Here is a 26624-nt window from a genome sequence, read left to right as displayed (position 1 = left end):
TAAGCCGGATGGGTGGATCGAGTGGATCTGACGCGATTTTCGCGACATCACTATAATAAGCCCGTAATGATAATGCCTTCCCAGTCAAAATATTGAAAATTATGTCTGCCTTGAACACCACCCACCTCGCGGCGGGATTTTTCGCCCCGATCACCGACCTCGGCCTGATCGCACTGGACGGCGAAGAATCGGCCAGCTTCCTGCACAATCAGTTGACCAACGACGTTGAGCACCTTGGCCCGAACGAAGCGCGCCTGGCAGGCTATTGCTCGCCCAAGGGCCGCCTGCTGGCCTCGTTCCTGATGTGGCGGACTGCCTCGACTATCTTCCTGCAACTGCAGCGCGACATCCAGGTGCCGGTGCAAAAGCGCCTGTCGATGTTCGTGCTGCGCGCCAAAACCAAGCTGAGCGACGCCACCGAAGCGCCGGCCAATCAAGTGCTGCTCGGCATCGGCGGCGCCAGCGCGCCGGCCGTGCTGCAAACCTGGTTCGACGCCCTGCCGGCCCAGCCTTACGCCAAAATCGATCACGCACTGGGCACGCTGATCCGCGTGGCCGATGCCTTTGGCGCGCCGCGCTACCAGTGGCTGCTGTCAGCTGACGCCGCCGAAACCGTCAAACCGGTGCTGGCCGCCAAACTGGCCCAGGGCGATGTGGCCGCCTGGCACTTGTCCGAGATCCACGCCGGCGTGCCGCAAATCACCAAGGCCACGCAGGAGCAATTCGTGCCGCAGATGGTGAATTACGAGCTGCTGGGCGGCGTCAACTTCAAGAAAGGCTGCTACCCGGGCCAGGAAATCGTCGCGCGCAGCCAGTATCTCGGCAAGCTCAAGCGCCGCACCACGCTGGTCAGCATTCCCGACCTGAGCGCGGCGGCCGGCATGGAAGTGTTTGCCACCGCCGATCCCGAGCAGCCATGCGGCATGATCGTCAACGCCGCGCCGAACGGCGACGGCGGCGTCGATGCGCTGGTGGAAATGAAACTGGCCGCCATCGAGGCCGGCTCGGTGCGCCTCGGCTCGGCCGACGGCGTGGCGCTGACCTTCCTCGACATGCCCTACGTGCTGGAACCGCTCGATCTCTAGCATGGACCTCTACATCTATTACAAGGTCAAGGACGCCGACGCGGCGCCCTTGCAGGCAGCGGTCGCCGCCATGCAGGCGGCGCTGGCGCAGCGCCACGGCGTAGCCGGTCAACTCAAGCGCCGTCCGCAAGCCAGGGACGGCGTGCAGACCTGGATGGAAGTGTACCCCGCCGCGCCGCAAGGATTTGCAGCGGCGCTGGACAGCGCTGTCCACGAAGCCGGCGTGCTGGAGTGGACCGCCGGCCTGCGCCACACCGAAGTATTTATGGACCTAGCCCCATGTGCCTGATCGTTTTTGCCTGGCAGGTGGTGCCGTCGGTGCCGCTGATTGCCGCCGCCAACCGCGATGAATATTATCAGCGCGCCACCGCGCCGGCGGCGCCATGGCCCGAGCATCCGCAGATCTACGCCGGCCGCGACCTGCAGGCCGGCGGCAGCTGGATGGGCATCACCCGGCCGGACGCGCAAGGCGGGCCGTCGCGCTTTGCCGCCATCACCAACATCCGCGCGCCGGCCGGGCACAAGGACGACGCGCCATCGCGCGGCCAGCTGGTGTCCAACTACCTGGCGGGCGAGATGACGCCGCAGGCCTATGTGGACGCCATCCGCGCCAGCGCCGACCAGTACAACGGCTTCAACCTGGTGCTGGGCGACCGCGACACCCTGATCTGGTATTCCAACAAGGGCGACAGCGACCCGCGCAACGGCCAGCCGCTGGCGCCGGGCGTGTACGGCCTGTCCAACGCGCTGCTGGATGCGCCGTGGCCGAAAGTCCTGAAAACCAAAGCCCAGTTTGCCAGTCTGCTATGCCTGGGCGCGCCGGACGAGGCCTTTTTCGAGATGTTGTCCGACACCACCCAGGCGCCCGACCTGCGCCTGCCCGAAACCGGCGTGCCGCTGGATCTGGAGCGCATGCTGTCCGCCGTGCGCATCGAAAGCCCGAGCTACGGCACCCGCACCTCCACCGTGGTCAAGCTTTACGCCAACGCTCCCGCCACCCTGCAGGAAATGCTGATTCACTAAATTCTTCGTTTTTGCCTCAATTTTTCCGCAAGCCTGCCGTTACTCCTGATAACGGAGTAATCCATCTATTGCCTGAGGGAAAATACACATCATGGACACGAGCAGCATCAATCGCCTGGATCTGCCATCCGCAGCCCCTGCGCCGGTGTCCGTGCCCGCGTCCGGACGCCCGGCGAGCACGGAAACCGCCCCACCGGCTGCCGCAGCTGCGGCCACCCGCGTACCGACCAAAAGCGAGCTGAAAAACTCGGTGGACGCGATCAACCGTTTCCTCGAAGATAACAGCGAGGTGCACTTCAGCATCGATGAAGACAGCGGCCTGTCAGTCGTCAAAGTGATCGATACCGAGACCAAGAAAGTGCTGCGTCAGTTCCCCTCAGAGCAATCGCTGGAAATCGGCAAAAACCTCGGCAGCCTGAAAGGCATGCTGATCGACAGCGAAGCCTAAGCCTGGAAGGTGTACTGCATATTGATGTGCGGGATGCCGGCTTCGTAAAACTCTTCCCCATCAATGCTGAACCCGTGGCGCTGGTAAAACGGCGCCGCGTGGGTTTGCGCGCTCAGCACCACGGCTTTATCGCCGCGCGCCCTGGCCTGCGCCATCAGCGCCTGCAGCAAGGCGCCGCCGATGCCGTTGCCACGGCCAGCCTTGCGCACCGCCATGCGGCCGATGTGGCCATCCGGCAGCAGGCGGCCGGTGCCGACCGGCACGCCGGCGTCATCATAGGCCACCGCGTGCAGGCAGACCGCGTCCATGTGGTCCATTTCCAGCTCGGGCGGAACGTTTTGCTCCTGCACGAACACTTCAAAGCGGATCAGCTTGGCGTCGGCGTTGAGCGCGTTCCAGTCGTCCAGTTTGATCATCGTGGTGCTCCCTTGATTTTGGCACGCAAGCTTTCGCGCAGTTGCGGCGCGGCGGCGTACGGATCGGCCGGATTGCTGCCGGCCACAATATGCTCCATGCGCTCGCGCACGCCGGCCAGCGCGTCCGGATGCGAGTAAATATAAAACTGGCCATCGGCGATAGCCTTGAAGGTGGTTTCCGCCACCTCTTCCGCCGACACTTTACCAGAGGTGACCGCCTTGTCGGTCATGGCTTGCGCCGCCAGCTGGCTCGCAGTTGGGCGGTCGGTCATGCGCACATCGTGCGGACGGTTGCGGTGCGACTGGCTGATGCCGGTCGGCACGAAATACGGGCACAGCACCGAAGCGCCTATCGGCGCGCCGACCAGCTGCAGGTCCTGGTACAGCGTTTCCGACAGCGACACCACGGCATGCTTGGAGACGTTGTAGACGCCCATGGCGGGCGCATTGACCAGCCCGGCCATGGAAGCGGTATTCACGATATGGCCCTCAAACGCCGGATCTTGCTCCGCCGTTGCCAGCATCAGCCTGGTGAAGATGCGCACGCCGTGGATCACGCCCCAGACGTTCACGCCCATCACCCACTCCCAGTCCGCCTCGGTGTTTTCCCAGATCAGGCCGCCCGAACCCACGCCGGCGTTGTTGAACACCAGATGCACGGCGCCGAATTCGGCCACCGCCGCATCGGCCAGCGCCTGCACCTGTTCGCCCTTGCGCACGTCGCACAAGCGGCCGATGACGCTGGCGCCCTGAGCGCGCAGCGCGGCCACGGCGCCAGCGAGCGCATCACCCTGCACATCGGCCAGCACCAGCTTCATGCCCTCCCGCGCCGCCACATTGGCGAATTGACGACCCAAACCACTTGCCCCGCCGGTGATGACGGCGACCTTGTCCCGGAATGTTTTCATATGAGCTTCACCAGTTGTTTGCCAAAGTTATGCCCTTGCAGCAGGCCGATAAATGCTTGCGGCGCGGCGGCCAGGCCGTCGGCCACCGTTTCGCGGTACTTGATCTGCTTGTTGGCGACCAGCACGGCCAGTTCCTGCAAGCCCTGCTGCCAGTACTCCAGGTGTTCGGTGATGATGAAACCGCGCAGCGTCAGGCGGTTGAGCAGCAGCGCGCGGGTGTTCTTGATCGACATGTCGGCGCCATTGAAGCCGCCGATCAGCCCGCACAGCGCGACGCGCGCGAAGGCGTTGGTGCGGGCCAGCGCCGCGTCCAAGCAGGCGCCGCCGACGTTTTCGAAAATCGCGTCCACACCGTCCGGCGTGGCGGCGGCAAGGTCCGCTTCAAGGTTGCCGGCCTTGTAGTCGACGCAGGCATCGAAGCCCAGCTCGTCGACCACGTACGCGCACTTCTCCGGGCCGCCGGCAATGCCGACCACGCGGCAGCCGCGCAGCCGCGCCAGCTGGCCAACCACGCTGCCGACTGCGCCGCTGGCGGCGGAGACCACCACTGTCTCGCCGGCCGCCGCTGCCATGATCTGGTTGAAGCCATACCACGCTGCCATGCCCGGCATGCCGACCACGCCAAGGAAGGCCGATAGCGGAATGCGCGTGGTGTCTAGCTTGCGTAGCAACAGGCCGTCGGACACGCCCATCTCGGCCCAGCCCAGCATGCCGTTGACGTAGTCGCCGACCTTGTAGAACGGATTGCGCGAAGCCACCACCTGGCCGACCGTGCCGCCGATCATGGTGTCATCAAGCGCCTGCGAGGCGGCATAGCTGGCCGCCTTGCTCATGCGCCCGCGCATATACGGGTCGAGCGACAGATAGTGATTGCGGATCAGGACTTCGCCCTCGGCCAGTTGCGGCACCGGCACGCTCTCCAGACGGAAATTCTGCGGCACGACCGCACCGCGCGGACGCGCTGCCAGCACGATGCGTTGATAAGACTCGGGCATACTCATACCGCCGACACGCCTCCATCCACCGCCAGGATCTGGCCGGTAATGTGCTTGCCCGCATCGGACGCGAACAGCACGGCCGCGCCTTTCAGGTCTTCATCATCGCCCAGGCGGTTGAGCGGCGCGTGCTTGACCAGTTCGTCGCCCATCACCGACAGCAGGCCCTTGGTCATCTTCGACGGGAAGAACCCTGGCGCCAGCGCGTTGACCGTGATGCCGTGACGGCCCCACTCGCCAGCCAGTGTGCGCGTGAAGTTGACCAGCGCGCCTTTGGAGGTGTTGTAGGCGATGGTCTGCATGGTGCCCGGCGGATTGCCGGCCAGGCCGGCAATCGACGCAATGTTGATGATGCGGCCGTAACCGCGCGGGATCATCGAGCGCTTGCCCACCAGTTGCGACACCACGAAAATGCTGCGGATATTCAGGTCCATCACCTTGTCCCACGCTTCCACCGGATGGTCTTCGGCGGCCGCGCCCCAGCTGGCGCCGGCGTTGTTGATCAGGATGTCGATGTGACCGAGATGGGCGATGGCGCCATCCACCAGTTGCGCGGCCTGCTCGTCCTGCGACAGGTCGGCGGCAATCGCGTGTGCCTTGACGCCGCGCTGCGACAGGAAAGCCACCGCTTCGTCGAGGTCCGACTGCTTGCGCGCCGACACCACGATATTGGCGCCCTGCTCGCCCAGCGCCAGCGCCATCTGCAGGCCCAGCCCGCGCGAGCCGCCGGTCACCAGCGCGGTCTTGCCGGTCAGCGAAAACAGTTCTTGGGTAGTACGCATCATGTCTCCTTATTCATTCATCGTCGCCCCGGCGCAGGCCGGGGCCATGGACACCGGCCTGCGCCGGTGTGACGGGTTTAAAACCACGCATCCTGCATATCGAGCGTGGTGGTATCGATACTGGCCAGCAGCTCCAGCTGCGGCCCGACTTTCGGCAGCTCCCAGCGGAAAAAGTAACGGCAGGCTTGCAGCTTGCCGCGATAGAAATCATCGTCCGCTTTTTGCAGCGACGCGGCGGCCAGCAGCGCCTGCTGCAGCCAGATCCACGCGACCACGATGTGGCCGCACGCTTCCAGATAGATGCTGGCGTTGGCCAGCGTCTTGTTCATGTCGCCGACAGCATACAGGCTCTGCGTAGTTTGCTCCAAGGCCTGCCACGCCTGTTCCAGCGCATCGGCATGCGCAAGCAGCTCCTTGCCGATGTCGGCATACCCCACCGGCGCCACGTCCGGCGCACCGACGCTGCCGCGCACCTTGCGGATGGTCTTGCGCACTTCTGCGGCGAACGCCCGGAATAATGCGCCATCTTGCAGCGTCACCTTGCGGCCCAGCAGATCCAGCCCGTGTATCCCGTGCGTGCCTTCGTGGATGGCGTTCAGACGATTGTCGCGGTAGAACTGCTCGACGTTGTACTCGCGCGTATAGCCGTAACCGCCGTGCACCTGGATCGCCAGCGAGTTGGCCTCCACGCACCATTGCGACGGCCATGACTTGGTGATCGGCGTCAGAAAATCCAGCAGCCGCGCCGCATGTTCGCGCGCTTCCGGCGTCTCCGCCGTGTTCTGCTCATCAACCAGGCGGGCGCTGTACAGCACCAGCCCCAGCGCGCCTTCCACGTACGCCTTCTGCGCCAGCAGCATGCGCCGCACATCGGTGTGCTCGATGATGCGCAACTGCGGCTGGGCCGGATCTTTTTGCGCCGGATGACGCCCTTGCGGACGATTGCGCGCATAGTCCAGCGCATGCAGATAGCCGGTGTAGCCCTGCACCGCCGCGTTGAGGCCGACGGCAATGCGCGCCTCGTTCATCATGTGGAACATATTGGCCAGGCCCTGATGCGGCTTGCCGACCAGGTAGCCGATGGCGCCGCCCTTCTCGCCAAAATTCAGCAGGCAGTTGGTGGTGCCGCGATTGCCCATCTTGTGGTTCAGGCCGGCCAATGCCACGTCATTGCGCGCGCCGATGCTGCCGTCATCGTTGACCAGATACTTGGGCACGATGAACAGCGAAATGCCCTTCACGCCAGGGATCAGCTTGCCGTCCTCGCCGGGAATCTTGGCCAGCACCAGGTGGATGATGTTTGCCGCCAGCTCGTGTTCGCCGGCCGAAATCCACATCTTGTTGCCGGTGATGCGGTACTGGCCTTCGCCATCCGGCACCGCGCGGGTGGTGATGTCCGACAGGCTGGAACCAGCCTGTGGCTCGGACAGGCACATGGTGCCGAAGAAGCGGCCTTCCAGCATCGGGTTGACAAAGCGTTCGATCTGCTGCGGCGTGCCGGTCTTGAGCAAAGTGTTGGCGTTGCTCATGGTGAGGAAGGTGTAGGCCGCCGTGCCGACGTTGGCGGCGGTGAACCAGGCCGCCAATGCCTTGTCGATCACCGCCGGCAGCTGCATGCCGCCGCGCTCGTAATCCTGGCCGGCCGCCATCAGGCCGGCGGCGCTGAAGGCATCCAGCGCGGTCTTCACCTCGGGGATGATCTGCACCTTGCCGTCCACCACATGCGGCTCGTGCTGATCGGACTTCTTGTTGTGCGGGGCGAACAGATCGGTGGCAAGCCGTTCGGCGGTGTCGAGGGCGGCATCAAACGTTTCGCGGTTGTGGTCTGCGAAACGGCTGCGCCTGGTCAGCGCCTCGGCGTCCAGCCACTCGTACAGCAGGAACGCCAGGTCGCGGCGCGACAGAATGGTCGAATCCATCGCTTACACCACTTCAAACAGGCCGGCCGCTCCCTGGCCGCCACCGATACACATGGTGACCACCACATATTTCACGCCGCGGCGCTTGCCTTCGATCAGCGCATGGCCGACCAGGCGCGCCCCCGACACACCGTAAGGATGGCCGACCGCAATCGCACCGCCGTTGACGTTCAGGCGATCCATCGGGATGCCCAGCTTGTCGGCACAGTACAGCACCTGCACGGCAAACGCTTCGTTCAACTCCCACAGACCGATGTCCTCGACCTTCAGGCCGGCTTTTTTCAGCAACTTGGGAATCGCAAACACCGGACCGATGCCCATCTCATCCGGTTCGCAACCGGCGACCGCGAAACCACGGAACAGGCCCAGCGGCTGCAAGCCCTTGGCGGCGGCGGTTTGCGCATTCATCACGATGGCCATCGAGCCGCCGTCCGAGAACTGGCTGGCGTTGCCGGCGCTGATCACGCCGCCAGGAATCGCGGTACGGATCTTCGACACACCCTCGTAGGTGGTATCGGCGCGGATGCCCTCATCGGCAGCAATCGTCACCTCGCGCGACAGCAGCTGACCGGAAGCCTTGTCGGCCACGCCCATCACGGTGGTCATAGGCACGATTTCGGCATCGAACAGGCCGGCGGCCTGGGCGGCGGCGGCGCGCTGCTGGCTCTGCACGCCGTATTCATCCTGACGCTCGCGGCTGATGCTGTAGCGCTTGGCGACAGTTTCGGCGGTTTGCAGCATCGGCCAGTAAATTTCCGGCTTGCGCTGCGACAGCCAGACTTCCTTATACATGTGCAGATTCATCTCCTGCTGCACGCAGGAAATCGACTCCACGCCGCCGGCGGCATAGACATCGCCCTCGCCGGCAATGATGCGCTGGGCCGCGGTGGCAATGGTCTGCAGGCCGGACGAGCAGAAACGGTTGATGGTCATGCCGGCGGTGGTCACCGGGCAACCGGCGCGGATAGCGATCTGGCGGGCGATATTGCCGCCGGTGGCGCCTTCCGGATTGGCGCAGCCGACCAGCACATCCTCCACCTCGCCGGACTCAATGCCGGCGCGCTCGATCGCGGCTTGCAGAACGTGGCCGCCCAGAGTGGCGCCGTGCGTCATGTTGAACGCGCCTTTCCACGACTTGGCCAAGCCCGTGCGGGCGGTAGAAACAATGACGGCATCGATCATGAGAGTCTCCTATGGAATGAAGTGTTATCAATCCAGAATAGCATAGTTTTAGTACGGTCGTTCGCAAATATTTTTGTAAGTTTCGCGTAAGTTTCGTGAAAGAATGACGTAAGGTTAAGGGTACAGACTGGGGATAAGCTGACGAAGTAGTAACTATCTCGGCTGGGGAAAAAACATCCTACAAAATCAAAGGAGACACACATTATGGCAAATACAGGAACGGCTGATCCGCGCGCATCGGGCAAAGCCAGCCCGATTACCGCCGAAGAACGCAAGGTGATCTTTGCGTCCTCGCTTGGCACCGTTTTCGAGTGGTACGACTTTTATCTGTACGGCTCGCTGGCATCGATCATCGCCAAGCAATTCTTCATCGGCGACCCGAGCACCACCTTCATCTTCGCGCTGCTGGCGTTTGCGGCCGGCTTCATTGTGCGTCCATTCGGCGCCGTCGTGTTTGGCCGCCTGGGCGACATGATCGGCCGTAAGTACACCTTCCTGATCACCATCCTGATCATGGGCGCCTCGACCTTCATTGTCGGCCTGCTGCCGGGTTACGCGGCGATCGGCATTGCCGCGCCGATCATCCTGGTCACCCTGCGCATCCTGCAGGGCCTGGCGCTGGGCGGCGAATACGGCGGCGCGGCCACCTACGTGGCCGAGCACGCGCCGCATGGCAAGCGTGGCTCGTTCACCTCGTGGATCCAGACCACCGCGACGCTGGGCCTGTTCCTGTCGCTGCTGGTGATCCTGGGCACCCGTACCGCGGTGGGCGAAGAAGCCTTCAACGCCTGGGGCTGGCGCGTGCCATTCCTGGTCTCCGTCCTGCTGCTGGGTATCTCGGTGTGGATCCGCCTGTCGATGAATGAATCGCCGGCCTTCGCCAAGATGAAAGCCGAAGGCAAAACCTCGAAAGCGCCGCTGACCGAAGCCTTCGGCCAGTGGAAAAACCTGAAAATCGTCATCCTGGCGCTGGTCGGCCTGACCATGGGCCAGGCGGTGGTGTGGTACACCGGCCAGTTCTACGCCCTGTTCTTCATGACCCAGGTGCTGAAGATCGACGGCGCCAACGCCAACATCATGACCGCGCTGTCGCTGGCGCTGGCCACCCCGTTCTTCATCTTCTTCGGCATTTTGTCGGACAAGATCGGCCGCAAATACATCATCCTGGGCGGCTGCGTGCTGGCTGCCGCGACCTACTTCCCCCTGTTCGGCGCCCTGACCCACTACGGCAACCCGCAGCTGGAAGCCGCGCTGAAAAACTCGCCGGTGGTGGTGTACGCTGATCCTGCCTCGTGCAACTTCCAGTTCAACCCGACCGGCCAGAAGAAATTCACCTCCTCGTGCGACATTGCCACCAGCATCCTGTCGAACGCGTCGGTGAACTACACCAAGCAGGACGCGCCGGCGGGCAGCGTGGCCAAGATCAAAGTGGGCGACAAGGAAATCTCATCCTTCAACGCCGTGCTGACGCCTGACGGCCTGAACTTCGACAAAGCCAGCAAGGACGCTGATGCCGCGCTGAAAAAAGACGTGGCAGCGGCGGTGAAAGCGGCCGGCTACCCAGCCAAGGCGGACGAGAGCCAGATCAACAAACCGATGATGGTCCTGATCCTGTTCATCCTGGTGCTGTACGTGACCATGGTGTACGGCCCGATCGCCGCCATGCTGGTGGAAATGTTCCCGACCCGCATCCGCTACACCTCGATGTCGCTGCCATACCACATCGGCAACGGCTGGTTTGGCGGTCTGCTGCCGACCATCTCGTTCGCGTTGGTGGCATTCAAGGGCGACATCTACTACGGCCTGTGGTATCCGATCATCATCGCCCTGATCACCGTTGTGATCGGCGTGCTGTTCGTGGGTGAAACCAAGGACAACAACATCTACGCGGCCGACTAAGCGCCGCCGCCTTCCCCAAAGCCGCCCACCCGGGCGGCTTTTTCCATTCGGGGTCAGCTCTGACATTCGGACAAATGAAAACTAAATATTTTTGATAAGTTCCGCAGAATCGCGCAAATGTCCGAATGTCAGAGCTGACCCCGAATTAGACTGCGCGAATCAGACTGCGAATGATCAGGCGGCGCGGGGCATCGTGGCGGCTGGGGCCGACAGCGACGGGCGCCGCGGCATGGGGTGCACGCGCGCCGACTCGGTTTTGAAGGCGCTCACCAGTTCAGCCAGCGCGCGTGCTTGTGATTGCATCGCGGCTGCCGCTGCGGCGGCTTCTTCCACCAGGGCGGCATTCTGCTGCGTGACGTGGTCCATGTCGCTGATGGCGGTGTTGACCTGTTCGATGCCGTGCTCCTGCTCCGCGCTGGCCGCGCTGATGGCGCCGATGATGGCGGTCACTTTCTGCACGCTGCTGACGATGGCGCTCATGGTGGCACCCGCCGTTTCCGCCAGTTCGCTGCCGCTGGCCACGCGCTCGGCTGAGTCGTTGATGAGTTTTTTGATTTCTTTGGCCGCTTCCGCAGAACGTTGCGCCAGGTTGCGCACTTCGCCTGCCACCACCGCAAAGCCGCGCCCTTGCTCGCCGGCGCGCGCCGCTTCCACCGCCGCATTCAGGGCCAGGATGTTGGTCTGGAAGGCGATGCCATCTATCACGCTGGTGATGTCGACGATTTTGTGCGCATATTCGTTGATGCTGGCCATGGTCTGCACCACTTCCGCCACCACTGCCCCGCCCTTGCCCGCCACTTCGGAGGCCGACATCGCCAGCTGATTGGCCTGGCGCGCGTTGCCACTGGTTTGTTTCACCGCCGCCGTCAGTTCTTCCATCGCCGACGCCGTCTCTTCCAGGGCGCCGGCCTGGTGCTCGGTGCGGCGCGACAAGTCCATATTGCCGCTGGCGATTTCACGCGAGGCCGCATCGATCGCCACCGCGCCATCTCGCACCCGGCCAACGGTGTCGGACAGGCGCCCGGTCATGTGCGACAGTGCGTCAAACAGTTTGCCGATTTCATCGCTGCGGCCATGGGCGATCGCCACGTGCAGCTGTCCGCTGGCCACCTGCTCGGCCAGTTCCACCGCCTGCGTTAGCGGACGTACGATGCTGCGCGTCAGCATCAGCGCCAGCGCCGCGCCCAGCGCCAGCGTGGCCAGCCCCAGGCCGATCAACAGCGCACGGCTGCCTTGATACTGGCTGGCCGATTGCTCAGCCAGCGCCCTGGCTTGCTGCGTCTGATACGCCAGCAGCTTGTCCAGCGCGCCGGTGTAGGCCTTGAATACCCCCGGCCATTGCTTGTCCAGCAGGTCGCCCACTTCCTGGATGCGGCCGCTGTCCTTGAACTTGAACAGTTCCGCGCGCAGCGCCAGGAAGGCGACTTTCTTGTCCGCCACCACGCGCAGCAGGGCCGTCTCATCGGCCGATGCCGGCATGGCTGCCAGCTTGCGCTCCATGTCGGCCGCGACTTGTTCGCCGGCGGTCAGCTGTGCCTGGAAGATGTCCGAGACTTCCAGGCTGTCGCTGCGCCCGATCGACATCGCCCGCAGACCATTCAATTCCGTCACCCCCAGCAATTCGGAGGTCAGTTGCTGCCGCGCCAGTTTTTCGTTGACCAGGTTGGAAGCGGTGTCGTTGGCCGATTGCAGCCGCCACAGCGACACACCCGACATGCACGCCATCACCAACAACAGCACCGCAAACGATGCCACCACCCGCATACCCGTATTCAATTGAGGGAATTTCATGACTATTCAATAAAAAAGAAAGGTGCCTAATGCACGAATCTCTCCAATGTACACACCGAATGTGACATCAGTGTTACCACAAAGCAATTACGACAACAGTATTTTCTTCCCGTTAAGATGTAATGAAGGGGTAACAATTTCCTATTAGCATGTGCCGCTCTGTGTTGATAAAAGGTTCCCGTCTGTGGAGTTCAATGCCTCTCGTTTGCACCTGCCCCGTTTTCGTTTGTCCATCGCTGCCGATTTGTGCGTGGAGACGATTTCGGTCTTGTCCGACACCACCAATTTCGCCGTGCTGGAGCTGTTCACCGAGCGCCGCGACCTGATGAGCCTGCCCGTGATCGAGATGGGCCGCCCGATCGGCCTGATCAGCCGCAACATTTTCATGTCGCAGATGTCCAAGCCCTTTTATCACGAGCTGTATGGCAAGAAGAGCTGCATCGCCTTCATGGACAAGGAGCCGCTGATCGTCGACGCCAATATGACCATTGAAGCGCTGACCTTCCGCGCCGTGGAATCGGGGGAGAAGGCGCTGGCCGACGGTTTCATCGTGACCAGGGACGGCACCCTGGCCGGCGTCGGCTTCGGCCTGCAGTTGATGAATGTGGTGGCCAATATGCAGGCCGAGAAAAACCGCCAGATCATGCACAGCATCGACTACGCCAGCGTGATCCAGCGCTCGCTGCTGCGCCCATCGAATCTGGCCCTGTCCGACGCGCTGCACGACGCCCATCTTGAATGGCAGCCGCGCGATGTGGTGGGCGGCGACTTCTATCACTTCGCCAGGTATGACGACGGCTGGTTCGCCGCCATTGCCGACTGCACCGGCCACGGCGTGCCGGGCGCGTTCATGACGCTGATTTCATCTTCGACTTTGACGCAGGCCTTGCAGCAACTGGGGCCGCGCGACCCGGCCCGCCTGATCGCGGAAGTGAACCGTGGCGTCAAGGGCATGCTGGGCCAGGTCGAAGGCCACGGCCACACCGAATCCAACGACGGCATGGACGCCGCCTTCCTGTGGTTCGACAACGCTACGCGCCAGCTGCATTTCGCCGGCGCCAAGCTGCCGCTGTTCCAGCTGGACCCGGACCAGCAGGCCGTGCAAACCGTGGACGGTGGACGCATGGGCGTGGGGTATACCGATACGCCGCTGGACTACCAGTGGACCAACAAGGTCATCGCCGTCCCGGAAGGCAGCCTGCTGTTTCTCACCACCGATGGCCTGATCGACCAGATCGGCGGCGCCAAGGACATCGCCTACGGCAAGCGCCGCATGCGCGATGTGCTGCTGGCCAGTCGCGCCGAGTGCGCGCGCCATGTGGCGCAAGCCATGCTGGACGACTATCAGGCCTGGCAAGGCGAACAGCCGCGCCGCGATGATCTGACCTTTTTCTGTTTCCGCCCCTGAGGAGCAATTTTGTTGTACGAAGAATTCAACGACTTCTTTGATGTGGCCCGCAAGCGCCACATCATCTTTTTCTACGTGGGCTATTTTTCGCAGCACGTGGTGGCGGCCATTTCCGAGACCATTAAGGCGCGTCTGGATGTCGCCGGCGCGGCCGGGCCGACGCGCCGCCGCATCTTCTCGTCGTTTGTCGAAATGTCGCAGAACATCATGCACTACTCGTCCGACACGCTGACGCCCGACGAGCAATCCGAGAACCAGATCCGCCGCGGCTCGTTCTGCATCGGCATGAAAGGCGACAGCTTTTTCCTGCTGTGCGCCAATCCGGTCGACAGCGCCAACGTCGAGCGCATCAGCAGCCGCCTGGAACCGCTGCACACCATGACCATGGAAGAGATCAAGTCTGCCTACAAGAAGGCCCTGCGCGATGAAACGCCGGCCGACAGCAAGGGCGCCGGCCTGGGCTTCCTGACCATGGCGCGCGACGCCAGCGAGCCGCTGGAGTTCGAGTTCGTCAAGGATGCCAACAACCCGGACGCCACCATCTTCTGCATCAAAGCGATTATCTGAACCAAATACTGAGAACGACAATGGAACCACTTTTTATCGCCGCCTCGCCGACCTCGCCGGAAATCGACTTCCGCTTCGACCAGCATACGCTGTCGATCAAGGGCGAATCCTATCCGGAGAACGCCGCCGCCTTTTACGGCCCGGTGATCGCACGCGTGCAGGCGTGGCTGGAAGGCTGCAGGGATGCCGCGATCACGGTCAACGTGTCGCTGGCCTATTTCAACAGTTCCAGCACCAAGATGCTGTTCACTTTTTTTGAAGCGTTGAACAACGCCGCCATGGCCGGCAACCAGGTGCGCCTGAACTGGTATCACGACGAGGACGACGACACCATCCTCGAATTCGGCCAGGAATTGCAGGACGATTTCGGCGCCCTCGATTTCCACGACCACGCGGTGAGCAACTGATGAACCCCATGGCAGAAGCCGACCTGTTTGCGCTGGAAAGCGCCGCGCTGGCCAATGCCAAGGCGGCGCATGCCGATCCGCGCGCCGACTCGCGCGCCGCGCTGGCCGAGTTGATCGTCCACTACGAGCGCCTGATGCGCGAGAGCCGGCGCCTGATCCGCCGCAGCGACCGCGCGGAGCTGGACATGAACCAGATGAACCGCCAGCTGCACGAACTGGCGCAGCAACTGGAATACCGCGCCACCCACGATCCGCTGAGTGGTGCGCTCAACCGCGCCGCCATCATCGACAAGGCCACGGCCTGCCTGCGCCACAGCGACATGGCGCTAATCGTGCTGGATATCGACCACTTCAAGTGGATCAACGACGACTTCGGCCACCCGGCCGGCGACGCCGTCATCAAAACCGTGGTCACTTGCCTGCGCGCTTTGCTCGGGCCGGAAGTGGCGGTGGGCCGCGTCGGCGGCGAGGAATTCTCCGTCATCTGGCCGACCGCTGATACCGGGGAAGCACGCGACGTCGCCATCCACATCTGCAACGCGATTGCCGATCAGGTATTCGGCGCGCCGATCAACCGCCAGATCACCGCCAGCGTGGGCGTCAGCTGGAACAGCGTCGGCACCAGCTTCGAGCTGGCCTACAGCCGCGCCGACGAGGCCCTGTACGCCGCCAAACGCGCCGGCCGCAACTGCGTCAAAATCCACTCGCAGCTGCCGCTGCCGGTCACCCAGCCGGCGATCGCCGACCTCTGACTGCCGCGCTCAGGCGACCGCTGTCAGCAGCGGCTTGCCGGCGAAATGGGCCAGCAGGTTGTCGACCACCAGCTGCCCCATGGCGTGGCGGGTTTCCACCGTCAGGCTGCCGACGTGCGGCGTCAGCACCACGTTTTCCAGTTCGCGCAGTGCGGCCGGCACGCGCGGTTCGTCGGCAAAGACGTCCAGCGCCGCCATGCCCAAGGCATGCGTGCGCAACGCGGCAATCAGCGCCTCTTCCTCCACCAGCGAGCCACGCGCTATGTTCACTAGCGTGCCTTGTGCGCCCAGCGCCGCCAGCACATCGGCATTCACGCTGTGGCGGGTGGCTGGGGTGGCCGGTGCCGCCACCACCAGGTAGTCGCTGGCCTCGGCCAACGCCAGCAGCGAGTCCGCGCGCGGCACGCTGACGCCTTCAATGGCGCGCGGCTGGAAGTAACACACCTCCATGCCGAAGGCTTGCGCCCGCGCCGCAATCGCCTGGCCGATGCGGCCAAAGCCATACACGCCGCATACCTTGCCGCGCAAGGCTCGCGTCGGTGCCAGCGGCCGGCCTGCTTCCCAGCCGCCGGTGCGCACGTAGAAGTCCAGCGCGGGCAGGCGGCGCGCCGCCGACAGCAGCAGCGTCAGCGCCAGATCGGCCACGTCGTCGGTCAGCACGCCGGGCGTGTTGGTCACCAAGATGCCACGTGCCCGTGTGGCCGCCAGGTCCACCGCATCGGTGCCGATGCCGTTCACCGCCACCAGTTCCACCCTGGGCAGCTGCGCCAGCAAGGCAGCATTGATGCCAATGGCGCCAGTCGTCAGCACGGCACGCACGCTGCCGGCGACGCCCTGCAGCCAGCCGGCCTGCTGTTCGGGAGCCTGCTGCCACAGATGGTGACAATGAAAATGCTGCTCCAGTTGGGCCATGACGCTGGCCGAGGGGCTGGCCGCCATCACCAATACTTCAGGTTTCATATTAATACCTACTCTTATTTGCCTGTGGTGATTGTACAAGCCCAGCGGATTTCCCGTTGCCAGTCATGGACTTTCGGTCAGCATTTCCGTATGCTTGAATAACCAACAGAGGAGCGCGCCCTGATTTGAACGATCACGCCCCCAACGCAGCCGCCCATGCAGCCACGCTGACCACCGCCTTGCGCTGGTTGCGGGTTGTCGCCTTCGTGCTGGCGGCTGGCCTGGGGCTGTGCGGCGGCGCCCATGCCAGCCCGGATCGCTGGGACCAGTTGGCCACCCCGCTGTTCGAACATCTGGGACTGGATCAGGGCTTGCCGCATCCGGTCGGCATGGCGCTGGCGCAGGATGGCGACGGCTTTATCTGGATCGGCACCCAAAGCGGCCTGGCGCGCTGGGACGGCTACCGCGTGCGCAGCTTCCATCACGACGCCGCCAACACCGCCAGCCTGCCGGGTGATTTCATCCAGGTGCTGCACGTGGACGTCGCCGGCCGCCTGTGGGTCGGCACCGCTGCCGCCGGCCTGGCCATGTATGACAAACACACCGAGAGCTTCGTCCGCCTTAACGATGAATTGAGCCGGGGCCTGGTCAGCGCCATCGCCAGCGACACCAAGGGCAACCTGTGGATCGGCACGCCCAGCGGCCTGAAATACTACGACACGGTTCACAAGACCTTGCGCCGCTACAGCCACGAAGACACGCCCGGCCTGCCGGACAACCAGGTGCGCGCCCTGCTGATGGACCGCGCCGGCAACCTGTGGATCGGCACCGCCTCCGGCCTGGCGCGCATGCGGCCCGGCGGCGCCATCGTCAACGTGCCGGTGCACGGCGAAAGCGCCGGCGCCTGGAGCGACAGCGTGATGACGCTGGGTGAAAACAGCCGTGGCCAGATCGCCTTCGGCACCCTGAAAAGCGGCATCGGCATCGTCGAGCCGCAAGCCGACAGCGGCCGCATCGTCACCCTCAAGGGCGTCAGGGACGTGCAGGCCAACATGGTGCTGGCGGTGATCGAAACCGTGCCTGGCATCTGGTGGGCCAGCACCTACGGCGGCGGCGTGATCGAATACCGCACCGAGAGCAGCCACAGTGTACGCATTCTGCACCAGCCGGCGGTGTCCTTCAGCCTCAGTAACGACCGCACCGCCGCCCTGCTGCGCGATCGCAGCGGCATGATCTGGGTCACCACCGAGCGTGGCGTCGATATCTACGACCCGCACAGCGAGGCGATCGACTCGGTGTTTGGCGCCGAGGGCGCGCAGGAAGCCGGCGTCTCGGCCCTGATGACCGACAGCCGCGGCGAAGTGTGGATAGGCCTGGCCGACCAGGGAGTGGACATTGTCGCACCAAACGGCGCCCGCCGCGCCGCGCTGCGCCCGGACCCGCACAATCCCGACCGCGCCCTGCCCAACCGCGTGGTGCTGTCGCTGGCGGAGGCGGAAGCCGGCGAGGCCTGGATCGGCACGCAGCTGGGGCTCTACCACACCAGTGGCAACGGCAGCGCCGTCAAGCGCGTGCCGCTGCCGCAGCAGAATCCCTATCCGCGCGTCGGCACCATCCTGGTCCGCAAAGGTGAGCTGTGGCTCGGCACTTTTGAGGGCCTGCTGCGCTACAACCCGGCCACCAACACCGTGATGCACTACGTGCAGGGGCAGCAGGAAGGCGGCGGCCTGACCGACAACCGCATCCATGCGGTGGTGGCCGACGCCGATGGCGCCCTGTGGATTGCCACCCGCAACGGCTTGAACCGGCTCGATCCGGACAGCGGCAAGGTGGAGCAGATCAAGGCCAATCCGGCCAAGCAGGACGCCCTGACCGAAGCGGTGATCAGCTCCCTGGTGATCGACCGGCGCGGCCGCCTGTGGGTTGGCACCTATGGCAGCGGCATCTGCGTCATGACCGGGCGTGATGCGCTGGGCGAGCCGGTATTTCAGCGGGTGGGCAGCGCTTCCGGCCTGTCGGCCGGCACCATCATGGCGCTGCAGTCAGACCCGTTGGGCCGCATCTGGGCCGCCACTTCGGACAGCATCACCGTGATCGATTCGAGCACCCTGCGCGCACGCGCGCTGACGCGTGCTGACGGCCTGGCCTTCCGCACCTTCTTCATCGGCGCCAGCACCGTGACGCAGGAGCGCGACCTGATATTCGGCGCCACTTCCGGCATGGCGGTCGTGTATCCGGGACGCCTGACCGACTGGGCGTACCGCGCGCCGCTGGTGGTCAGCGCCGTGCGGCTCGACCAGCGCGCGCTGACGCCATCGCAATTGAGTGGCAAGGAGGGGCCGACGCTGGTGCTCCAACCGGACAACCAAAGCTTTGAAGTGGAGCTGGCGGCGCTGGATTACTCCGCGCCGCAGCGCAACCGCTATTCCTATCTGCTGGAGGGCTTCGACCAGCGCTGGATCGAAGTCGACGCCACCCGCCGCATTGTCACCTATGGCCACCTGCCGCCGGGCGACTATGTGCTGCGCATGCGCGGCAGTAACCGCGACGGCCTGTGGAACGCCGACGAACTGGCGCTGCACGTGGTGGTACTGCCGGCATGGCATCAGACCTGGTGGGCCTGGCTGGGCTACTTCCTGATCACCTGCCTGCTGGCGTGGACGCTGCTGCGCTGGCGCGTGCGTCAGCTGCACCGCAGGGGCGAGGCGCTGCAGGCGCTGGTCTACTCGCGCACCCAGCATCTGGAAAAACTGAATGCGATCGTCAAGTCGATCAACGAGCAGATCGACTTCGACGCCCTGCTGCACACCATCCTGCACGAATCGACCATCATCAAGGGCATCGATTCGGCGCTGGCACTGGTGCGCGAGGAAGGCACGCAAACACTCAGCCTGCGCGCGGCGTGGGGCCGCATCGACGCCACCGCCGATGCTTACCGCGTCGACCTGCGCCAGGCCGAAATGCGCTACGCGCCGCCGGACAGCATGATTGCGCCGGACATTTTTGAAGTGCACCACCCGCACTCGCTGCCGGGCGACGTGTGCGCGCTGCTGTCGGTGCGGGTGGTGATCGACGGCCAGGTCGAGGGTTACCTCATCTTCGAAAACTACCAGTACCAGGCCAGCTTCGCCGAGAGCGACCTCGATCTGCTCAAGGCGCTGAAGGAGCCCTTCGTTTCGGCCTACCACAAGGCGCGTTCCATGCGTCTGATCGAACAAGCGCGCACCAACGCCGAAGCGGCCACGCGCGCCAAGAGCGAATTCCTGGCCAATATCAGCCACGAGATCCGCACGCCGATGAACGCCATCCTCGGCTTCGCCGGCCTGGGTACCCACCTCGACCTGCCGGCGCAGCCGCTGGACTACTTCCGCAAGATCAGCCGCGCCGGCCAGAGCCTGCTGCAGATCATCAACGACGTGCTGGACTTCTCCAAGATCGAATCCGGCAAGCTGGAACTGGAAGCCCTGCCGTTCGAGCTGCCCGACACGCTCAACCAGATTGCCGACCTGTTTTCCTGGCGCGCCGCCGAGCGCGGGCTGGAACTGGTGATCTGGTCGGCGCCGGACGTGCCTTCCAACCTGCTGGGCGACCCGCTGCGCCTCGGTCAGATTCTGGTCAACCTGGTCGGCAACGCCCTCAAGTTCACCGCGCGCGGCCACATCGAACTGCGGGTGGAACTGGATGCGGCCACGCCGAATGTCACGCCGGGCGGTCCGCTGGTGCTGCGCTTCACGGTGGAGGACAGTGGCCTGGGCATCAGCCAGGAGCAGCAGGCGCGCCTGTTCCAGGCCTTCGCCCAGGCCGACGCCAGCACCACGCGGCTGTATGGCGGCACGGGGCTGGGGCTGGCCATCTCGCAGCAGCTGGTGCGCAAAATGGGCGGCGACATCAAGGTCGACAGCGAACCGGGCGTCGGCAGCAGCTTCAGTTTCACCGTGCACCTGCAGGCGGCTGCGGAACAGACCACCGTGCTGCCGGCCGTGCCGATCGCCGCCCAGGGCAAGCGCGTGCTGGTGGTGGACGACTGCGAAGCCACGCGCCACATGCTCAAGATGCAGCTATCGGTACTGGGCCTGAAGGCGCGCACCGTCGCTTCCGGCGCGGCGGCGGTGGCAGCCATGCAGCTCGATCCCTACGACCTGCTGCTGATCGATGCCGACATGCCGGACCTGGACGGTATCGACACCTTGCACCGCATCGCCGCCGATCCCGAACTGGCGGCCGTACCGGCGGTACTGATGGTGACTGCCTACGCGCGCGAACATAGCAAGGAAACCATCGAACAAACGCGCCTGATGCCTTTCCTTGACAAGCCAACCAATCCCCAACTGCTGCGCAATGCCATCCTGTCGGCCCTGGGACTGGAAACCAGCCAGCAAAGCGTGGCCGTGAGCGCGCCGCCGTCGGTGGCGACCCAACGCATCCGCGGCGCCCACGTGCTGGTGGTGGACGACAACGCCATCAACCAGCAGGTGGCCAGCGAAATCCTGCAGCGCGCCGGCGTGCGCTCGGACCTGGCCAGCAGCGGCGAGGAGGCGGCGCGCATGGCCGGTGCCGGCAACTACGATGCGATCCTGATGGATATCCAGATGCCGGACATGGACGGCTACCAGGCCACGGCCCTGATCCGCGCCGACCAACGCCATGCCGCCCTGCCCATCATCGCCATGACCGCGCACGCCGTGGCCGGCTACCGCGAGCGCTGCCTGGAGATGGACATGAACGACTACGTCACCAAGCCAATCGACCCGGACACCCTGTACGCCGTGCTGGCCACCTGGGTCAAGCCCGACCCGCAGCGGGCGGCGGCGGCCGAAGTCGAACTGGCGCCACGGCGCAACAGCGGGCCGGCCGTGCCGCGCCCGGGCATCGACATCCATGCCGCGATGGAACGGCTGGGCGGGCATGACGCCCTGCTGTCGCAATTGCTGGGTTTGTTCGCGCACGACTTTGAATCCAGTTTGCAACAGATTCAAGATGCAATCCACTCCGGCGAATTGTTACGCGCGGCCGAACTGGTCCACAAAATCCGCGGCGCCGCGGGTAATCTTTCTGCAAACGAACTTTTTAAAACGTCAACCGCGCTGGAGGACCGGCTCAGAGAGGAGCCGGTGGCGCTGCCGGATTTGTTGCGCGCGTTCGCACAAGCGTTCGAAGTTGTCATGCAAAGTGCGCGGCAGGAAACGGCCGGACGCGAAACCGAGATGGCCCCCACTTCCTAGCGATCTGCAAGCGTTGAAATGGCTTGAGATCGTATCGTGCATGTCTTAGGATGAAGTTGCGTTCCCCACACGCAGCGTTCTCCTCCTCAACACGAAAGGGCAAGACATGGCCACGCATTCCCCACAAGATCTCGATTTGTTGCTGTCCAAACTGGCTGGCGATGACAGCTTCCGCCAGAGTTTCCTGAAAGATCCACAACTGGCCCTGGGCGGCCTGGGCATCAAGCTCGACGCCAGCCAGATTCCGACCACCCGCAGCCTGCCGGCCAAAGAAGTGATTGCCGCCAGCCGCCACGCCATCCAAGGCAAAGTGGAAAATGCTGCCGGCGCGATTCCGTTTTTCCTGTCGGGCCAACGCTGAACGCTCCTCCCCGGCAGCGTTACCCGGCCCCCTTGCGGGGCCGGTTTTTTTTTTACGGCTCGTAGCGCAACTCCACCGTATTCTGCGCGCCGGACGCCGGGCCGCAGCCGCACACCGCCACCACCATATCCTTGAGCGGATCCAGGCCCAGGGCGCGCTCGATATCGACCTCGTTGACGGCGGCCGTAACGAAAGCCGGCATGCCCGCCTCCGTGGCCAGCAGATAAAAAGTCTGCGACAGATGGCCGGCGTCCAGCAGCACCGCGCGGTACGCCTTGGCGTGATTGCGGTACTTCCAGAAATTGCGCTCCACGCGCGTGACCAGCACCACCAGCATCGGCGCGGGCTGGAACCAATCCTGATCGGCCACCATGCGCAGTGCCAGCTCCTCGGTGTCGGCCGGCGCCATCTCGGTCAGCGGTTCCAGCGCGTGGCGCACCGGCTGATAGTGATACAGGCCGGGGGCGATGCCCTGCACGCGCTGCGCCAGCACATACACCTCGGTCGGATGCAGGCCGCCGGCGGAGGGACTGAGCTTCTTCAGCACATAGGCATCGGGCGCCATCTCGCGCTGGCCCTGGGCGCCGAAAGCGCGTTGCAGCAGGCGCGAGGCAGTGGCCAGCGGCAGTACGGCGGCGGGATCGAAATTGCGGCCGGTATAGCGGTGGAACAGCGTATCGTCGAGACGCGCGCGCTCGGGCGGCGGCAGATTGATGGCGCTGTCATCGCTGCGGCGGTTGATGGTCGGGCCGGGCGGCGTGCCGTAATTGTCGACCAGCTCCTCAAAGCTGGGAAACTGCATACCCTTGTCGACGCGCATATCGGCCCAGCGGCTGAACATATGGACGGTGGCGGACAGCGGGCGCCAATGCTGCGAGCGCAGCACCTCATCGCGCTGGCGCACAGCGGCGCCTTCCGGGGCATCGCTCAGCAGCAGGCCGGATTTCAGCAGACGGGCAATGGCATCAGCGCCGAATTGCGATTCGCAAGCTTCGCGCTCCTGCCACAGCGTCAGACTGACGCCGCCGAGGGCGGCCAGATCGGCGGCATCGACGACAACTTCCTGTCCCAGATGCGGCGCCAGCGCAATCCACTGCACAGTAGCGCCGATAGCGCCGCGGCCGGAAAACAGCGCAGCCCAATCGACATCCAGATCCTCGCGCGGCTCGACGAACAGCGCAGCACAACGCCTGATAAGCATAATGCCCCCGATAGAAATCGCCCCCTCAACGCTACCATAAATCCGGGGTCAGGTCCGCCATTTCTACACGGTCTCATCCGTAACGCATGTTACGGATGAGACCGTGTAGAAATGGCGGACCTGACCCCGGAGTTTGCCCCTGGAGTTTTAGAAGGGATAGCGGGCGAGGATGGTGTAGGGGCGGCCTTGGCCGATGTGGCTGTGCAGGAGAACCAGTTCGCGCACGGTCCATTCGACCGGTGCCACGCTTTGCGGCGGTGCGGTGACGTCGTCGTACAGCAGTGTCACATGCGGCGTGTAGCTCGGCGCGTTGCGCAGGCCGCTGGTTTTCAACAGCGCGCCGGACAGGTTTTTGTAGAAGCCACTTAATCCGACTATGCCTTCGGTACCGGTCAGTACCAACGGCCGGTGGCGCGGGCCGGTGATGAAGGTCTGGGCCGTGTCGAAGCTGACTTTGAATGGCAGCGTGCTGTCAGCGACCAGCGCTGCCGCCTTTGACGCGCTTTTGATCAGCGCATCCGGCATGCCGGGGAAGTCGCCCAGCACGCACAAGGTCGCATGCAGTTTGGCTTCGTCGATCGGCCGGCCGGTCATGCCATGCTGCGCTTTGAGGTCCGCCGTCAGGCTGCGGATGGCGGCGATTGCACTCTGGTCGGGCATGACCGCAAAGAACAGGCGGTCGGTGTTCTTCGGCGGTGGTTCGAAGTCGAACAAGGATCCTTGCTGGCTCATTTGACACGCTGCTTTTCAAGTTTGCGCGCCAGCGTGCGGCGGTGCATGCCCAGTCGTCGCGCCGCTTCGGAGATGTTGAAGTCGGTCTCCGCCAGCACGGCGTGGATGTGCTCCCACTCCAGCGTCTTGACCGAGGTCGCACGCGTGGTCAGTTCCAGATCGGCCGCTCCGGCCACGTGCTCGAACGCGGCTTCGATGTCGTCGGTATTCGATGGCTTGGCCAGGTACTGGCACGCACCCAGTTTGATCGCTTCCACCGCCGTGTTGATGCTGGCGAAGCCGGTCAGCACCACGATCAGCATTTCTTCATCATGCTCGTGCAGCATCTGCACGCACGCCAGCCCTGACGAATTGCCCTTCAATTTCAAGTCCACTACGGCGTAGCCGGGCGTATGGTCGACCAGCAGCGCGCTGGCTTCGTCCACGTTCTCCGCCAGCAGCACCTTGTAGCCGCGGCGCTCGAAAGAACGCCCTAAAGTACGGGCAAACGCTGCGTCATCCTCTACCAGCAGCAGTACGCGTTCTTCTTCAGTCGTCATTGTTGTTCCGATTCGATTTCAATAGCGGACAATGGCAGTGTTAACCGCACCATCGCCCCGCCCTGCGACAAGTTGGTCGCCGTGACTTCACCGCCCAGCGTGCGCGCCACGTTCACTACAAGGAACAGCCCCAGCCCGCCGCCAGGACGGCCTTTGCTGGAGTTGTATGGTTTGCCGAATTGCGCCAGTATAGACGGATCGAAGCCCGCGCCCCTGTCCGTTACCTGCAGCACCAGTGTGTCGCCTTCCACGCTGGTCTCCATGCGCAACCAATGCGGCGACGCTTCCAGCGCATTGTCCAGCACATTGCAGATCATTTGCTTGAGCGTGGAATCCGACACTACCGGATGGTCCGGCGTGATGCGGTTTTCAAATTCAAATTCGACCACCGGCCGCCCCACACGCCATTCCGCCACTACCTCATCCAGGAAGGTGTTGATGGTGGTGGCGGCCGATGATTCGCCGCGCGTTTCGCCGGCCGACAGCAATATCCCGCTCACGATCGATTTGCAGCGCTTGAGCTGCGTTTGCATTTCCGCGATTTCTTCCAGCAGCTCCGGGTTGCCTTTAAATTCCGGCATGCGCTTCCAGTCGCCCAGGATGACCGCCAGCGTGGCCAGCGGCGTCCCCAGTTCATGCGCCGCGCCGGATGCCAGTAAGCCCATCCGCACGATGTGTTCTTCCTCCGCCGCCCGCTGGCGCAAGTCGGCCAGCTTGGCCGCGCTGCTGCGCATGTTCTGCGTGATGCGCGTGATGAAGACCACCAGCAGCGCCGCATCAAGAATAAAGCAGATCAGCATTCCCTGCACGTACAGGCTGAAGATGCCCAGCGCATGATCCTGCGGCAGCGGCAGCGGCTCGGAGAACAGCGCCAGCCCGGCAATACACATGCCGGTGACGATCACGATGGTCCAGGTCGACCACGTCTCCAGCAGCACCGCACCCAAAATCACATGCAGCAGGTACAGGAAGACAAACGGATTGGTGGCGCCGCCGCTCAGGTAGAGTTGCGCCGTCAGGCTGGCCACGTCCACCGTCAACGCCAGCAGCAGTTCGCTGTTGGACACCACCTGATTCTCTTGCCAGCGCAGGATGCTGGCGACGTTGAAGGCGATCAGGCAGGCCAGCACATTCAACATGGCCGGCATCGGCAGCTGCACACCCAGCAGGATGGAGGCGGTGGCAATGGTGGTGATCTGCCCGATCACCGCGATCCAGCGCAGCTGGATCAGCTGCTGCATGTTCTTATGCCCGGCCGCCGAAGTGATGGTGTTGGCGGACGCGTTCACCGCCGCCAGCGGTTCTACCACCGGCATACCCGGCCGGCCACGATCATAGGGATTAGGATTTTTGTTTGCGCGCATCTCGTACAACCCAGACTACCGCAGCGGCCACCATCAGGGCCAGTGCGTACCAGGTGATAGCATAAACCAAGTGGTTGTTGACGAAGGAAATGACCGTCAGGCCGCCGATCGGCTGCACGCCGGCCACCGGTCCGGCCGCCTGCGCGGACGGCGCATCCGCGTCCACAAAGTACGGCGCCACCGCCGGCAGGCCGCGCGCCTGCGCAATCGCCTGCACGTCGCGCGTGTACCAGTAGTTGCGGGCCGGCTCGTTGGCGCGCAGGCGCCCTGCTATCTCGCTCATGCGCAGCAAGCCGCTGAAGGTGACGGTCGGCCCGGCAGCCGTCGCGCAGGCGTCGGCCGCCGCAGCCGCAGGCGCCGGCTGCGGCTTCCAGCCGCCGACACCGGCGTCGATGAAGCCGCGGTTGATCAGGACGATGCCGTCCGCCGTGCACAATGGCGTCACCACCCAGTAGCCGATGCCGCGCTCCAGCGACGCCAGCACCTGCGTGGTCGAACCGTCCAGCAGCACGCCGCTCAGCTGCACGCGCCGGTAGTCGTCCGCCTCGGCGCTCAGGCGCGGCCACTCGGCCTTCGATGGCGCCGCCACCGGCGCCGCATGCACGCGCTGGTTCACGCGCTCGATCAGTGCCAGCTTCCATTGCAGCCTGCTGACTTGCCACGTCCCTAAAGCAAAAAACCCTGCAAACATCACCCCGGCCACGAGGGCCAGGATGACGCGCA

At 64.1% G+C, this 26624-nt stretch carries 24 protein-coding genes; 11 read left to right on the top strand and 13 right to left on the bottom strand.

All coding sequences use genetic code 11. The features are described 5' to 3' along the window. The first annotated feature begins 101 nt into the window (after positions 1-101). The 4 genes from ABDW57_RS27515 (at position 102) to ABDW57_RS27500 (ending at position 2556) form a co-directional block, all read left to right on the top strand. Entirely contained in the window at positions 102-1085 is a 984-nt protein-coding gene (locus ABDW57_RS27515; protein ID WP_343733325.1) for a folate-binding protein, read from the top strand. 1 nt (position 1086) lies between these two features. Next, complete coding sequence (locus tag ABDW57_RS27510) at positions 1087-1374, top strand: DUF4936 family protein (RefSeq protein WP_343733324.1); 288 nt, start codon at positions 1087-1089, stop codon at positions 1372-1374. Next, complete coding sequence (locus ABDW57_RS27505) at positions 1365-2108, top strand: NRDE family protein (protein ID WP_343733323.1); 744 nt, start codon at positions 1365-1367, stop codon at positions 2106-2108. Before ABDW57_RS27510 ends, ABDW57_RS27505 begins: the two co-directional genes overlap by 10 nt. Positions 2109-2199: 91 nt before the next feature. Continuing rightward, positions 2200-2556 (top strand): flagellar protein FlaG, encoded by a 357-nt coding sequence (locus ABDW57_RS27500; protein ID WP_343733322.1) that lies wholly within the window; start codon positions 2200-2202, stop codon positions 2554-2556. On the opposite strand, the gene ABDW57_RS27495 is transcribed toward ABDW57_RS27500, so the two are convergent. The 6 genes from ABDW57_RS27495 to ABDW57_RS27470 form a co-directional block, all read right to left on the bottom strand. Beyond that, the gene (locus ABDW57_RS27495; RefSeq protein ID WP_343733321.1) at positions 2553-2972 is read right to left on the bottom strand and encodes a GNAT family N-acetyltransferase; all 420 of its coding nucleotides are present in this window, start codon (positions 2970-2972) and stop codon (positions 2553-2555) included. The two genes, ABDW57_RS27500 and ABDW57_RS27495, sit on opposite strands and share 4 nt — an antisense overlap. Next, the gene (locus ABDW57_RS27490; protein WP_343733320.1) at positions 2969-3880 is read right to left on the bottom strand and encodes an SDR family oxidoreductase; all 912 of its coding nucleotides are present in this window, start codon (positions 3878-3880) and stop codon (positions 2969-2971) included. The genes ABDW57_RS27495 and ABDW57_RS27490 overlap by 4 nt, the downstream gene beginning before the upstream one ends. Next, on the bottom strand, positions 3877-4875 hold the full coding sequence (locus ABDW57_RS27485) for an NADP-dependent oxidoreductase (protein ID WP_343733319.1): 999 nt from the start codon (positions 4873-4875) through the stop codon (positions 3877-3879). The genes ABDW57_RS27490 and ABDW57_RS27485 overlap by 4 nt, the downstream gene beginning before the upstream one ends. Positions 4876-4877: 2 nt before the next feature. Beyond that, on the bottom strand, positions 4878-5657 hold the full coding sequence (locus ABDW57_RS27480) for an SDR family oxidoreductase (protein WP_343733328.1): 780 nt from the start codon (positions 5655-5657) through the stop codon (positions 4878-4880). A 77-nt stretch (positions 5658-5734) separates the two neighbouring features. Continuing rightward, entirely contained in the window at positions 5735-7576 is a 1842-nt protein-coding gene (locus ABDW57_RS27475) for an acyl-CoA dehydrogenase (protein WP_343733318.1), read from the bottom strand. A 3-nt stretch (positions 7577-7579) separates the two neighbouring features. Continuing rightward, entirely contained in the window at positions 7580-8758 is a 1179-nt protein-coding gene (locus tag ABDW57_RS27470) for an acetyl-CoA C-acyltransferase (protein ID WP_343733317.1), read from the bottom strand. A gap of 201 nt (positions 8759-8959) precedes the next feature. Here ABDW57_RS27470 and ABDW57_RS27465 point away from each other — a divergent pair, with 201 nt between their 5' ends. Next, positions 8960-10657: an MFS transporter gene (locus ABDW57_RS27465; protein WP_343733327.1), complete on the top strand. Its 1698-nt coding sequence runs from the start codon at positions 8960-8962 to the stop codon at positions 10655-10657. A 174-nt stretch (positions 10658-10831) separates the two neighbouring features. Here the strand turns inward: ABDW57_RS27465 and ABDW57_RS27460 are convergent, their stop codons facing one another. Next, positions 10832-12448 carry a methyl-accepting chemotaxis protein gene (locus ABDW57_RS27460; RefSeq protein WP_343733316.1) on the bottom strand — a complete coding sequence of 539 codons (1617 nt, stop codon included), beginning with the start codon at positions 12446-12448 and terminating at the stop codon, positions 10832-10834. Between the two features lie 205 nt (positions 12449-12653). Here ABDW57_RS27460 and ABDW57_RS27455 point away from each other — a divergent pair, with 205 nt between their 5' ends. Genes ABDW57_RS27455 through ABDW57_RS27440 form a run of 4 tightly spaced genes read left to right on the top strand, consistent with a single transcriptional unit; the run spans position 12654 to position 15582 of the window. Then, positions 12654-13856 (top strand): SpoIIE family protein phosphatase, encoded by a 1203-nt coding sequence (locus ABDW57_RS27455; protein WP_343733315.1) that lies wholly within the window; start codon positions 12654-12656, stop codon positions 13854-13856. 9 nt (positions 13857-13865) lie between these two features. Continuing rightward, complete coding sequence (locus ABDW57_RS27450; RefSeq protein ID WP_343733314.1) at positions 13866-14423, top strand: SiaB family protein kinase; 558 nt, start codon at positions 13866-13868, stop codon at positions 14421-14423. Between the two features lie 20 nt (positions 14424-14443). Further along, the gene (locus ABDW57_RS27445; protein WP_343733313.1) at positions 14444-14830 is read left to right on the top strand and encodes a DUF1987 domain-containing protein; all 387 of its coding nucleotides are present in this window, start codon (positions 14444-14446) and stop codon (positions 14828-14830) included. Positions 14831-14838: 8 nt separating this feature from the next. Continuing rightward, positions 14839-15582, top strand: coding sequence for a GGDEF domain-containing protein (locus ABDW57_RS27440; protein ID WP_343733326.1), 744 nt, complete (start codon positions 14839-14841; stop codon positions 15580-15582). A gap of 9 nt (positions 15583-15591) precedes the next feature. Here the strand turns inward: ABDW57_RS27440 and ABDW57_RS27435 are convergent, their stop codons facing one another. After that, entirely contained in the window at positions 15592-16542 is a 951-nt protein-coding gene (locus tag ABDW57_RS27435; RefSeq protein ID WP_343733312.1) for a 2-hydroxyacid dehydrogenase, read from the bottom strand. A 125-nt stretch (positions 16543-16667) separates the two neighbouring features. Between ABDW57_RS27435 and ABDW57_RS27430 the strand changes: the two genes are divergently transcribed. Next, entirely contained in the window at positions 16668-21704 is a 5037-nt protein-coding gene (locus tag ABDW57_RS27430; protein WP_343733311.1) for a response regulator, read from the top strand. A 106-nt stretch (positions 21705-21810) separates the two neighbouring features. Beyond that, positions 21811-22065 carry an NHLP-related RiPP peptide gene (locus ABDW57_RS27425; RefSeq protein ID WP_343733310.1) on the top strand — a complete coding sequence of 85 codons (255 nt, stop codon included), beginning with the start codon at positions 21811-21813 and terminating at the stop codon, positions 22063-22065. 52 nt (positions 22066-22117) lie between these two features. Here the strand turns inward: ABDW57_RS27425 and ABDW57_RS27420 are convergent, their stop codons facing one another. The 5 genes from ABDW57_RS27420 to ABDW57_RS27400 all read right to left on the bottom strand — a co-directional run. Further along, positions 22118-23266 (bottom strand): putative peptide maturation dehydrogenase, encoded by a 1149-nt coding sequence (locus ABDW57_RS27420; protein WP_343733309.1) that lies wholly within the window; start codon positions 23264-23266, stop codon positions 22118-22120. A gap of 147 nt (positions 23267-23413) precedes the next feature. Beyond that, positions 23414-23998 carry a 2'-5' RNA ligase family protein gene (locus tag ABDW57_RS27415; RefSeq protein ID WP_343733308.1) on the bottom strand — a complete coding sequence of 195 codons (585 nt, stop codon included), beginning with the start codon at positions 23996-23998 and terminating at the stop codon, positions 23414-23416. After that, positions 23995-24537 carry a response regulator transcription factor gene (locus ABDW57_RS27410; protein WP_343733307.1) on the bottom strand — a complete coding sequence of 181 codons (543 nt, stop codon included), beginning with the start codon at positions 24535-24537 and terminating at the stop codon, positions 23995-23997. Before ABDW57_RS27410 ends, ABDW57_RS27415 begins: the two co-directional genes overlap by 4 nt. Beyond that, positions 24534-25853: an ATP-binding protein gene (locus ABDW57_RS27405; protein ID WP_343733306.1), complete on the bottom strand. Its 1320-nt coding sequence runs from the start codon at positions 25851-25853 to the stop codon at positions 24534-24536. The genes ABDW57_RS27410 and ABDW57_RS27405 overlap by 4 nt, the downstream gene beginning before the upstream one ends. 25 nt (positions 25854-25878) lie before the next feature. Further along, positions 25879-26624, bottom strand: a 746-nt coding sequence (locus tag ABDW57_RS27400; protein WP_343733305.1) for an SURF1 family protein, incomplete at its 5' end; no start/stop codon positions are given.

It is taken from the genome of Duganella sp., assembly GCF_039595735.1.
Taxonomy (GTDB): Bacteria; Pseudomonadota; Gammaproteobacteria; order Burkholderiales; family Burkholderiaceae_D; genus Rugamonas.
Note: the sequence above shows the minus strand (reverse complement) of the source record. Positions and strands in the feature narration are given on the sequence as shown.